This window comes from Kurthia populi (genome assembly GCF_042686175.1).
Classification (GTDB): Bacteria; Bacillota; Bacilli; order Bacillales_A; family Planococcaceae; genus Kurthia; species Kurthia populi.
Genome location: NZ_JBHUOR010000123.1, coordinates 1 through 12255 on the forward strand (window position 1 = coordinate 1; position 12255 = coordinate 12255).

Annotated in this window: 14 protein-coding genes and 1 pseudogene; 10 read left to right on the top strand and 5 right to left on the bottom strand. The window is 36.2% G+C overall.

Translation table 11 applies throughout. The features are described from left to right. The 4 genes and pseudogenes from ACFSY7_RS14120 to ACFSY7_RS14135 form a co-directional block, all read left to right on the top strand. Nucleotides 1–400 (top strand): annotated as a pseudogene (locus tag ACFSY7_RS14120) (hypothetical protein); the annotation flags it as partial. A gap of 24 nt (nt 401–424) precedes the next feature. After that, a complete protein-coding gene (locus ACFSY7_RS14125) occupies nt 425–766 on the top strand; it encodes a hypothetical protein (RefSeq protein ID WP_029498780.1) in 342 nt (113 codons plus the stop codon). After that, nucleotides 763–1035, top strand: a complete 273-nt coding sequence (locus tag ACFSY7_RS14130; protein ID WP_380148267.1) for a holin — start codon at nt 763–765, stop codon at nt 1033–1035. Before ACFSY7_RS14125 ends, ACFSY7_RS14130 begins: the two co-directional genes overlap by 4 nt. Before the next feature lies 1 nt (nt 1036). Further along, complete coding sequence (locus ACFSY7_RS14135; protein WP_380148268.1) at nt 1037–1813, top strand: N-acetylmuramoyl-L-alanine amidase; 777 nt, start codon at nt 1037–1039, stop codon at nt 1811–1813. Between the two features lie 46 nt (nt 1814–1859). Here ACFSY7_RS14135 and ACFSY7_RS14140 read toward each other — a convergent pair whose 3' ends face one another. From ACFSY7_RS14140 to ACFSY7_RS14160, 5 genes are all read right to left on the bottom strand, one after another. After that, nucleotides 1860–2432 (bottom strand): DUF4352 domain-containing protein, encoded by a 573-nt coding sequence (locus ACFSY7_RS14140; RefSeq protein WP_380148269.1) that lies wholly within the window; start codon nt 2430–2432, stop codon nt 1860–1862. Between the two features lie 460 nt (nt 2433–2892). Next, nucleotides 2893–3570 (bottom strand): ABC transporter ATP-binding protein, encoded by a 678-nt coding sequence (locus ACFSY7_RS14145; RefSeq protein ID WP_380148270.1) that lies wholly within the window; start codon nt 3568–3570, stop codon nt 2893–2895. Then, nucleotides 3571–4692 (bottom strand): ABC transporter permease, encoded by a 1122-nt coding sequence (locus ACFSY7_RS14150; protein ID WP_380148271.1) that lies wholly within the window; start codon nt 4690–4692, stop codon nt 3571–3573. Nucleotides 4693–4788: 96 nt separating this feature from the next. Then, nucleotides 4789–5358: a TetR/AcrR family transcriptional regulator gene (locus ACFSY7_RS14155; protein ID WP_139991988.1), complete on the bottom strand. Its 570-nt coding sequence runs from the start codon at nt 5356–5358 to the stop codon at nt 4789–4791. A gap of 135 nt (nt 5359–5493) precedes the next feature. Continuing rightward, nucleotides 5494–5739 (bottom strand): hypothetical protein, encoded by a 246-nt coding sequence (locus ACFSY7_RS14160; protein ID WP_139991991.1) that lies wholly within the window; start codon nt 5737–5739, stop codon nt 5494–5496. 616 nt (nt 5740–6355) lie between these two features. On the opposite strand from ACFSY7_RS14160, the gene ACFSY7_RS14165 reads away from it, so the two are divergent. The 6 genes from ACFSY7_RS14165 to ACFSY7_RS14190 all read left to right on the top strand — a co-directional run bounded on the left by ACFSY7_RS14165 (nt 6356) and on the right by ACFSY7_RS14190 (nt 12187). Next, entirely contained in the window at nt 6356–7111 is a 756-nt protein-coding gene (locus ACFSY7_RS14165) for a hypothetical protein (protein ID WP_380148272.1), read from the top strand. A gap of 86 nt (nt 7112–7197) precedes the next feature. After that, entirely contained in the window at nt 7198–7383 is a 186-nt protein-coding gene (locus tag ACFSY7_RS14170) for a hypothetical protein (RefSeq protein ID WP_380148273.1), read from the top strand. 79 nt (nt 7384–7462) lie between these two features. Then, on the top strand, nt 7463–8593 hold the full coding sequence (locus tag ACFSY7_RS14175) for a sensor histidine kinase (protein ID WP_380148274.1): 1131 nt from the start codon (nt 7463–7465) through the stop codon (nt 8591–8593). A gap of 4 nt (nt 8594–8597) precedes the next feature. Then, nucleotides 8598–9080, top strand: a complete 483-nt coding sequence (locus ACFSY7_RS14180; RefSeq protein WP_380148275.1) for a hypothetical protein — start codon at nt 8598–8600, stop codon at nt 9078–9080. A gap of 359 nt (nt 9081–9439) precedes the next feature. Further along, on the top strand, nt 9440–11083 hold the full coding sequence (locus ACFSY7_RS14185; protein WP_380148276.1) for a glycoside hydrolase family 13 protein: 1644 nt from the start codon (nt 9440–9442) through the stop codon (nt 11081–11083). An 18-nt stretch (nt 11084–11101) separates the two neighbouring features. Continuing rightward, nucleotides 11102–12187, top strand: coding sequence for an ABC transporter ATP-binding protein (locus tag ACFSY7_RS14190; protein WP_126990030.1), 1086 nt, complete (start codon nt 11102–11104; stop codon nt 12185–12187). Nucleotides 12188–12255: the final 68 nt, after the last annotated feature.

Below are 12255 nucleotides of genomic sequence, written 5' to 3' on the forward strand. Positions count from 1 at the left end.
AACTGGTCCTGCAGGTGCAAAGGGTGATAAAGGTGATCCATTTGTTTATTCAGATTTTACCGTGGAACAGTTAGCTTCGTTAAAAGGACCGAAAGGCGATGCTGGTGAACAGGGTCCGCCTGGTCCGAAGGGTGACAAAGGAGATGTGGGTCCAGCAGGTACTACAAGTTGGACTGGTATCACAGATAAACCAAATATCGTTACCAGCGTGACAAGCGAATCCACTACAGACATTGCAAGTGCTGCGTCTGTTAAAAGTGCATATGATTTAGCGAAACAGGCCAAGGAAGCTGCCGAAAACAGTAGTGGGGGAGATAACATAATGGTTGTCGATGGCGCAATAGTAGCGTGGTCCTTAAAATTAAATGCCAATAAAGATGGTTTGGTATTTGTATACTAAAAAGAATAAGAAAGTAGGTGTTTCATGGATTTAACAGCAGCGGAAACAATTGCACAAAGCCAATTTGTTTGGGCTATCTTGTGTATTCTTATGACAGGTGGAGCTATTGTTTACTTAGTCAAGAAGCAGAGTTTATCAGACGAAAAAAATCAATCTCTTACAAATAAACTTATGAGAGAGTCAAAAACGCGCGAGGATAAACTATTTAATAATTTATCTAGTTTAACTAAGTCCCAGGAACGTACAGCTTCGTCAATTGAAGGTTTAAATCAATCGTTCAACCGACTACAACAGGATCATAGTAATTTGGCAAAGGAAGTTGTAGACATTAAAGTCAAATTGGAAAAGGAGGAGGGGAACGAATGATTACATTAATCTCGTTTGTTTTGATATTGTTGGTAATTACTGCAGCATTTACGAAATTCGTGATGCATACATTTGAAATAAAAAAACGTTATGTACCGGCTACACATTTAGTAGTCGGTATTATTTTGGGGATTTTAGCGAGACCCTTCACTGATTTAGGCGTGGAACTACGTTTTTGGGCAGGGGCTTTTACAGGGTTAATTAGCGCAGGATTACTTGATTTTGAAACGTTTAAAATGATTTTTTCAAAAAAGAAAGGTGGGAAATAACATGGTTAAAAAATATGTTATTTCGCGTGGACACGGAAAGTATATTCGCGGTGCAGCGGATATTTTAGATGAAGTGAATGAAGCGGGGCGGGTTGTCGAGCGCGTCGATGTCATTTTAAAAGAAGCATATGACGGTGATGGTTATACGTATTACGATAATACATCACGCGACCAAACAACAAATCTACGTGCAATTACCAACTTCCATAATAGTAAGGTACGCGATTTAGATATTTCAGTGCATTTCAATGCTGGTCAACGCAATATCGGAACAGGTGTTGAGGTACTGCATTACGGTAGCCATACCGCACTTGCCGCTAAATTATCGAAATCGATGGCCATTGCACTTGGACTACGAGATCGTGGCCCAAAAGTACGAAAAGATTTATACATTTTAAAAAATATGGAGAAGCCAACTTTATTGTTAGAAGTTTGTTTTGTGTCACATATGGAGGATGCAAAGGCCTATCATAAAAATTTTGAAGCACTGTGCCAAGCAATCGCTAAATTTATCGCGAATTATTTAGGCTATACAAAACAAAAGGGTACTCAATCTGAATCCACAACAAAAAAAGTGCAAGGCGCTATCAAAACCTTAGTGGACAATTTAAATTACTATGATGCTCCAAGATGGGATAAACCTAGTGGTACTGTAAAAAAAGGTACAGTACTTACTGTAGTAGGACGTAAGAAAGTAGATGGAGCCTATCAATATAAAACGGTAAGTGGTACGTATGTTACCGCAGCAGATAAATATGTGGCATTTACGAAGAAATAAAAGAAATAGCCCGCTTCTAGAAATATATCTGGAAGCGGGCTTTTTTTTATTTCAATTTAATTACTTCTGTTTCTGTTCCCCAGAAACCAGTTTGAACTTGTAGTTTTAATGCATTTGATGAAGCGATTGACGATGATACATCGAATACGACTTTACCTTCTAGTTTTGAGTCTGGATTAATTGATTCTAAGAAGAAACTATTATCGATGTTGCCATCTTCTGATTGATTGGCACTCATACTCGCAGCAGAATCAGCCTCAAATTTCTTATCACCTTTAAGTAACGTGAATAAAGCTGTGTCCACTGTAACTGCTTCATTACCATTGTTTTTAACGACTACGTCGATCACAACATACGTATCTTTTGCGTTTTCTTTACCATAAGTAGGGCCAACTTCTTTAGCTGTAGCAACTGACTTCACTTTATACTGCATGTCACCAACCTTTACAGTATCACCAACTTTAAATGTTTTCCCTGTAGATGATGCTGCGGAATCTTTAGAAGATTTTTCTTCCGTTTTTGGAGTGGATTCTTCATCACTCCCTAATACTGCTGTACATGCGCCGATTAAAATAATAACGATAAATAAAATTCCAAACCACTTTAAACAACCTGACATTTCTCTACCTCCATTTTCTTTATAAATTAATACTAGCAATTATGTTAAATTTTGTATGTAATAAAATTATGTGTTTTATATATACAAAATTGATATCCATACATTTTTATAAGGACTTTTTAGAAAAAAACTTGCAAATAGCAAGAAAAAACACAGTGACCAAATAGTGACCACTATGTATTTTAAATGTTGGTATAACAATATTTTATACAAAAAATAATTCTCCCAGAAGGCATATCTTTGTTCAATTACAAAGCATCATAAAATTTAGAAAAAGCCGATAAACACACGCGTATGTTTACCGGCTTTTTTGTATGTAGCTTATTTTTCGAAAGCGATACCGTCTTTATCTTGGTTTAATTAGAGTAGTATTGAAATATTTTTAAGCGAAATGCTTCTAATAGTTTAAGTCTACAAAAAAAGAATGACATGCACGTCATCCTTTTTTTGAAATAATAAATTAAGCTTCTTTTGTTAGCACGCCGTCTTCCATACGATAAACATGGTCGCAAAGTGGTAGCATACGTTCATCATGAGTCACCATAATAGCCGCTTTTTGACGTTCTTTTGCTTCTTTTGCTAGTAGTTGTACGACTTCGAATGCGCGTTTTGAATCAAGGCTTGCTGTTGGTTCATCTGCTAGGATGACGGTTGAGTTATTCATAAATGCACGGGCAATGGCAACACGTTGACGTTCGCCACCAGATAATTCATTCGGCATTTTTTTGAATTTGTCGCTAAGGCCTAGCTCTGTTAACAATTGTTTAGCATGTGCTTTGTCCGCTTTTGTTACACGGCTGTCCATTTTTTTGACAAGTAATAATTGGTCAAGCACGTTTAAATACGGAATTAAATTTGATGTTTGTAAAATAAAGCCAAGTTCATGTAAACGGAAGCTAGCTAGTTTTTTTGGTGATAAATTGCCTAAATCTTGCCCGTTAATTGTAACAGTACCTTCTGTTGGTTGTAATAGAGCACCTGCAATAGAAAGCAATGTACTTTTACCAGAACCGGATGGGCCGATGATGGCTACTAATTCGCCAGCAGCTACTTCAAGTGAAGCTTGTTTTAAAGCTTGAACGGTAGTAGAACCTTCTGTATAACCTTTTGAAATGTTTTGTAGTGATAATAGGGCCATTTATTCCACTCTCCCTAATGCTGTTAATGGATCAATCTTGACAATTTGACGAACTGAAACGATCGAGCTAAGTAATGCAATAATTAATAAGATAATTGCATATGTAGTGACTAATACAGGATCTAAATTAAATGGCATACCTTCTGGGAAGGCGAGCGCAGTAGCGTATGTTAATAAAATACCAATTAAAATACCGACAACTGAGAGAATCGCCACTTGAGCGACGATAGCGCGTGCAATAAAACCATTGCTTGCACCAATTGCCTTCATGACACCGAATTGTTGTGTTTTTTGCATTGTAATAACGTAGAAGAAGACCGCGATAATAAATGCTGAAATAACAATACAAAATGCTAACATCATCATAATCGTACCATTTTCTGCTGTATAACCAGGCATGCCGTTAACAGCTTTGCTTTTCGTCACCGTTTCGATATCATCAATTGATGTATCAAGTTTTTCAGGCTCTAGATTAGGTGCTTTTAAGAAAAAGGCTTGTACGGGTTTGTTCAGACCATTATCAGAGCCAGGCGCAGCATATTGATAGCTACGCCATGTTTCTGGTACTGCAAACATGGCCGGTAAATGGTTAAATGTTTCGTCTTTCACAAAACCAATGACTTCAACTTTTAAATTTGAATTGGATACATGTAGCTTGTCACCGATTTTATAGCCGGCTTTTTTCAGCGTATCGTTAATGACAACGCCTTTTTTATTTGAAAGTGATAATTTTTCTCCTTCAATAACAGTAGGCATAACAAAGGCATCCGGTTCTAAGCCGATTAATGCCACATCTTCTTTATCATCGGCATCCTTAGATGTCGTTTTGCCGACAGAAATTGTAGAAGCGCCAAATGCCGCTACGTCCTCAATATCTTTTTGTTTCTTTAAATCCTCCATTATATCTTCTGATAAAATTGATTTTGCAAATGTCGCGCCCGCTGTTTCTTCATACACAACGTACTCAGCGTTAATGTTTTTTAATGTCGCGGCACTTAGTGTTGATAATCCGTTTCCAAGTCCAGATAAAATGAATACGAGCCAGGCAATTAAGACAATAATTGCTGTCATCATCGCATAACGGAGCTTGGCGTGCTTCAGTTCTTTAAATGCTAAAAACAAAATTTTTCCCTCCATAAAAAAAGTTGACCTCTTAAAAGGCCAACTAAAGTATACACCAAAGTAACACATGTGTAACTAATAAAAGTGACAAATGTGTTACTTATTTGATATGCCGTGTAAAATAAGAGCCTGGATTTCTGCGATAAATGTATCTAATGGCAGTCCAGCATGGTTTGGTATGTCAATCGTTTGAAAGATAAAGCCTAGTAATAAAAAATTATTACGAGCAGGGTCGATAAAACCTTGTTCTTTGCCTTTAGTGATTAATTGATTAAGGGGGGCATACAGTTCATGGTGCATCGCTGATAAAACCTGTTTTTTTTCGGTGATAACTGGTGAAACATCTTCTATCGTCGAAGCCATTCCTAAAATTTGATGCAAATCTTTAAGTTGAAACATTCTTTCTAATAAGTCGCGTAATTGATGCTCAAAGCTTTGTGTAAAGTCTATTTCACTTAATAGCGTGACACTATAGCGCATTTTTTCAACCATAAAGTCAATAAGTAGTTCTTCTTTATTTGGGTAATGTTTGTAAATGGCTGCGCGAGATACATGAAGCTTTGCTGCGAGCAGACTCATCGTAAATCCCTGGTAGCCTGTTTCAACAATCAGCTCATGTGTAGCTTGCCATAAATCGTGTGTAGAAAATTTTTTATCTCGTCCCATCATGAAACCTCCAATTACGTTTCATGCTATCATTGTCAGCTTGAAAAAGCGAGTGACGTTGTACGCTTTTTAAACGAAAAAACAGAGAATTTGCGATACGTTGCAAATTCTCTGACTGTGTAGATGTTACGATGTTTATTCATGTGCACGTAAAAATTTTTCGCCTAAGGTTGTTATTTGCGGATTGTTGAACTGAATTGTCGTATTTCCTTGTTCAAGGGTGCTAGAAATACCATTTGCTAAACCATGTGCCTGTGCATCATGAATCGCGGTATGTAATGCATGTTGATCTTTCACGCCTGCCCAATTTGCTGTATCTTCACCAGCCGTTTCAAAATCTTTCAAAAATAAATAGACATTATATTCTTGCTGCTTTTGCATATTCTCTCCACCTCCTGATACTTAATTCGTTTCTATTGAAGTAAATTCCTTCTTTTTAGAGAAATTATTTACATCTAATTGTTTTTTTCGTAAATAAGCGGAAGAATTGAAAACCATTCTTCCGCTTATTATGTCCATTTAGTAGAAGCCCATAAATTTGAAAAGAATAATAAGTAAAGCGACGAAAATGCTACTTTCAAATAAATGTTCTTTAAAAAACAGAGATGAAAAATGCATACTATCATTCCTTTCGGATTTTTCTTTCATTATATGATGGTTATTTAAAATATTCAATTATTTTCTCTAAAAAAACATTTTTTTCTACTTTATTCAATTATTTTATTTAAAAGTATGTTAATTTGATGTAAAAATTATTTTATGTGTTTGGATATAATTTTAGGTATGTATAAATATAAGGATAAAGGGAATTTGTTTGAGCCGAAATATTGATGTTGTGTTTATTAATAATATTAAAATGCTTTTTTTGAATGAATAAAATATATTGATGTTATTTGTAATGAGAGATGTGTTTTTATGGAATTAATATGTTGGTATAAATATGCATATTCATGTATACATTGTGCTTTTATAATAAATAACAAAGGAGGATTTACATATGAATAAAAAGATTATAAGTGTCTCTTTAGCTATCCTGATGGGCGTTACGACAGTTTTCACAGCAACTTCAAATCCGTTAAACGTAGAGGCAACAACGAAAAAAACGTACTATACCGAATCAGGTGCGTATATTTATAAATCTGCGAATAAAAAAACGAAAAAGCTTACATTACTGAAGCAAAATCAAAAAGTCACTACTACAACAAAAGCATCGTCGAAGTATTATAAAGTGAAGGTTGGTTCAACAACGGGCTATATTTTAAAATCTAAAACGAATACAAAACCTACTTGGTATTACTATGCTTATTCCGATAGATCAGGTGCCTATACTAATCGTAAAAAAACAACATATGTACAATTGGATAATAAAAAACGAAACTATAAATTCGTCAGCCATACAAAACCAACAGGCTATGATACGACATTAAATGGTGAAGATTTATTGAAAATTTCATTTAATAATAAGACGTATTATATGTATGATATTAATGTAACGATTAAACCAATTGTGTCAAAATATCGCGCATATCATAAGAAAATAAAAGCTGGTCAAGATTATGAATATGAGGGTGGATACAATGATATGTATGTATACCATTCAAAGGCGCGTGCGAAAAAAATGATAACGAAATTAGAACAAATCGGGTATGTACGCATTCCAAAGGATTCACTGATGGGTGGTATGTATACGTACAAATATGAAGAATCACATTATGGTAGTAGCCATGATTATGAAATTCGTTTAAATCATTAATGTTTATAGCGTGTAATTAGGGTATAGAACAATCATATAAGATTATGTTAGACCGTCTGTAAAATTTATTGAAAGCAGGTGTGAATATGTCAAATACGATTCTTCAATTATCAAGTGGTAAAGAAATCACCTATGCATTACCTTTTTCAGAGTTCGACGAGAAATTTTTAAATGCAGAAGGTACATTTGAGGTAGCTTCTATCCGACAGGAAGATGGCGGCAAACATCGTGTCATTTTTACAACACATATTGTTTCAATTTCAGAAGGCTAGCAGTATGAAAAGCATCCATGAAGGGTGCTTTTTTTATGTGATTTCGGCTATAATAGAAAAAGTTGAAAGGAGCGATTATATGCAAGCAAAGGCTTTTGAAATCATTTCAAATCGCCCTTTTTTAAGCTTTAGTATTTGGTTTGTAGGATGTTTCATTCCATTTGCCTGGATTTTTCATAATTCAGAGGCGTCTACGTTAAGCATTACGATTGCCATCTTATTTACGTTTTTAATTTGTACATATTTTGCATCGGTATTAACGAATGGTCTCGTGTATATGTGGCTGTCCTTTATGATGATCATTAATGCTGTGATGGCGGTATTATTTGGTTATTTTTATTTCGCCTTTTTCACAGCGATGTTTATTGGGCGTATTCGTAGCACAGTTGGCTTTTATATTATGTATGGTATCCATTTGGGGATTACCGTTGGATCAATTCTTGGTGGTTTCTTTATTGAAACAGAGCTGTATATTCAACAAATTCCTTATATGGTGCTTGTCGTATTTGGGGCTATTTTGGGACCATTTTATTTATACAGTCGTAAACAAAATACAGAGTTAGAAGGCCGTTTACAAACAGCGAATGAACGTATTTCAGAGTTAAGTATTTATGAAGAACGTCAACGGATTGCACGTGATTTACATGATACACTTGGACAAAAATTATCGATGATTGGTTTGAAATTAGATTTAGCGTTACGTCTAGTCGATAAAAATCCAGATAAAGCTAAAGAAGAGTTAAAAGATATTCGTCAAACGGCGAGTATGGCATTAAAAGAAGTGCGTGAAATGGTATCGGATATGAAGAAAGTACAATTATCTGATGAACTGTATCAAGTGGAAAAATTATTACAGATGGCTGGTATTAATTGCAAAATTGAAGGGGACCGTAAATTATACGATGTACCGCTTATTTTAGAAAATACGCTGAGCATGTGCTTAAAAGAAGCAGTCAATAATGTTGTGCGCCATAGTGGAGCAAAGCATTGTACAATCACGGTTGAGCAATCAACGAAAGATATTGTCCTGATGGTGGAAGATGACGGCGTAGGTTTAAAAACGTCGATTAATGAATCCGCAGGCAATGGCTTAAAGGGTATGAATGAGCGCATTGAGTTTGTGAATGGTAAATTGATGGTTGAGCAACGACATAAGGGGACTGCTTTGGTCTTTACAGTACCACTTGTTATCGTATACCAAGAAGGATGATTGGATGAGAAGAAAAGGAATTTTTATGGCGGTATTGATGATTGTACTAGGTATTAGTGCGTTTATGACAATCCAACAAAATCGTAATGAAGACAAAGATATCGCCGCAATTTTAGATCACCAGGCACAAATTGATAAAATTGTTGTCATGCAGGGTGATAAAACAATAGCGACTTTTACTGGCAAAAAGGCCGTACGTTATGCAGAGTCAACGCCATTAGTCAATATTGCAGAAGCAGAACGAAAAACAATGAAGAAATTTGAAAAAGATGCTGTCTATAGCATGCAATATTTTTATGACGATACATTCTTGTATGCAGTAGATGTCTTTGCACTGAAAAATGACGAGCCTCTAACGGCGGATGAAAAATCATTTGTATTTACAATAAATGAAAAAAACTATTTAGCCGTGTGGCAGCCCTATGGTAAGCAGTTATCACAGCATGAACATACAGTAAAGTTATTAAAGAAACTTCAAGCAAATTAAAAGGGTACTGATCTACTTTTTAAATTGAATCTCACTGACATTTTTCTAGAAGTCGATATCAAATTCTTTCTGAACCATCTTTTTCTGGTATACAACCGGAGAAAGGTGGTTTTATTTTATATTCATTTTTAGATTAGCCAAGTGGAGATAGGTGTTTTTTGAAACTGAAAAAATATTTCTCCTTAAAAAGGATTATAAAATAAAATGAATGGGAATAGAGTATGGAAATAGCTTGTAAGCGGTTTCTTTTTTAATGTTCACAAACTATAATTTGTAAAATGTGAAATATTTTTTCTTCAAAATACTTGTTTTTTCTATTTCAAGCATTTATTATATGGTTTAAGAAGGAAGGTGCATTCATGACAGCTTGGTGGAAAAAAAGCTCCGTTTATCAAATTTATCCAAGAAGTTTTCAAGATTCGAATGGCGATGGGATAGGAGATTTACAAGGAATTATGCAACGCCTTCCGTATTTAGAAAAACTCGGCATTGATATTATTTGGTTGGGGCCTATTTATGACTCACCGAATGATGATAATGGTTATGATATTCGAGATTATCAGAAAATTCAAAAAGAATTTGGCTCGTTAGATGATTTTAAGCAATTAGTGACAGCAGCAAAAGCACATGGTATTGGCATTATGATGGATTTAGTGGTTAATCATACTTCAGATGAGCATCAATGGTTTGAAGAGGCAAGAAGTTCACGCACTTCAAAGTACCGTGACTATTATATCTTCAAAGAACAACCGAATAACTGGGGTTCTTTTTTCTCAGGATCGGCTTGGACGTATAATGAACCAACAGATGATTATTATTTACATTTGTTTTCAACAAAACAACCTGATTTAAACTGGGAAAATAGTGAAATGCGTCAAGTCATTTATGATATGATGAAGAGCTGGTTGAAGCTCGGTATTGTTGGGTTTCGCATGGATGTGATTAATTTAATTGCGAAGGATGAGCGTTTCCCGGATGGGGAAAAACAAGACGGCGAATTATATGGTGATGGTAGCCCGTACTATATGAATTTACCAAAGGTTCACGATTACTTGAAAGAAATGTATAAAGAGGTGTTAGCAGATGGCGATTATGTGACGGTAGGTGAAACGCCTGGAACTACGCCTGAAAGTGCAAGCGTTTTCACAAATCCACATGACAAGGAATTGTCGATGATTTTTACGTTCGAACATATGGACGTAGATAGTGAGGGGCCTAAATGGCACCATAAGCCACTGGATTTGGTAGCGTTAAAACAAATTTTTGAGCGCTGGCAACGAGAGCTTCATGGCACAGGCTGGAATAGTTTGTATTGGAATAATCATGATCAGCCGCGTGTTGTTTCTCGTTTCGGACAGGATGGGAAGTACCGCGTGCAATCTGCAAAAATGCTCGCGATAGCACTGCATTTGATGCAAGGAACACCGTATATTTATCAGGGAGAGGAAATCGGTATGACAAATGTTGATTTTCAGTCGATTGATGAGTATCGCGATATTGAAACATTAAATTATTATGAGGAACAGCTAGCGAATGGTAAAACAGCAGAGCTTACGTTGCAAGACATTGCACGAAAAAGTCGCGATCATGCGAGAACACCGATGCAATGGGATGAAACGGGTGGCTTTACAACGGGGACGCCATGGATTCGTATGAATGATAATGTCACACAAATTAATGTCAAAGCGGCGCTTGCAGATCCAAATTCAATCTTTTATACGTATCAACAATTGATTCAGCTAAGAAAAAATGAACATATTGTACAGCATGGAACGTTTGAATTATTGCTAAAAGAGCATCCGCAATTATTTGTTTATAAACGACAAGATGAACAACGCACATGGCTTGTCATTGCGAACTTTTCTGAGCAAACGTTTGCACAAAATTTTGCTACCGTAGACGTCACGCAGCTGACGAAGGCAATTATTACAAATGGTGGTGTGCGCATTGACGGAGAAATTATACACATCGAGCCATACGGAGCTGCGGTATTTGAGGTTTAAAATGTGAGGAGTGATGAAATGGCTACATTGGATTTACAACATGTCGGGAAATTATATGATAAAGAAGTACGAGCCATTACAGATTTTAATTTATCTGTTGAAGATGAAGAATTTATCGTCTTTGTCGGCCCATCTGGATGCGGAAAAAGTACAACACTACGTATGATTGCTGGGTTGGAAGAAATTTCAGAGGGTGACTTTTTAATCGATGGAAAGCGTATGAATGATATGCCGCCGAAGGACCGTGATATTGCGATGGTATTCCAAAACTACGCGCTTTATCCACATATGACGGTATTTGATAATATGGCATTTGGGCTGAAAATGCGTAAATTCCCGAAAAAGGAAATTAAAGAGCGCGTTGAGGAAGCGGCGAAAATTTTAGACTTGTCACATTTATTAAAACGAAAGCCCAAAGCATTATCGGGAGGGCAACGGCAGCGTGTAGCGCTTGGACGTGCAATCGTCCGAGATGCAAAAATTTTCTTAATGGATGAGCCGCTATCGAATTTAGATTCTAAGCTCCGCGTACAAATGCGTACTGAAATTATTAAATTACATCGTCGTCTAAAAACGACAACCATTTATGTGACGCATGATCAGACGGAAGCAATGACGATGGCAAGCCGTATTGTCATTATGAAAGATGGTTTTATTCAACAAATCGGTACACCAAAAGAAGTGTATGAATTACCGAATAATGTTTTTGTTGGCGGTTTTATTGGCAGTCCAGCGATGAATTTCTTTAAAGGGATCATCCAAGATGGCAAATTTATTATTACAAACCATGCCTTTGATATTTCGCCGATGTATGTAGAGGCAATCAAGGCATATGAAGGTAAAGAAGTCATTATGGGCATTCGCTCGGAACATATTACAAGTCAGGCACCGACCGGAGAGATGGCGCTAGAAATTCCAGTGCATGTGGATACGGTGGAGCTCACAGGTGCTGAGCAAATGGTGTATGGCGATTTAGAGGGGCAACCACTAATTGGTCGTGCAGATGCAAAACGGGAAATTATGATGGGCGCTTCATTACCGCTTTATTTCCATACGGAACATGTACACTTCTTTGATGCAAAAACAGAAAATCGTATTTTTTAATGTAGTTGTGCAAACGTTTTCGCAAACTGTGAGAACGTCTTAATAAACAAATAAATGGGAGGCGAAGT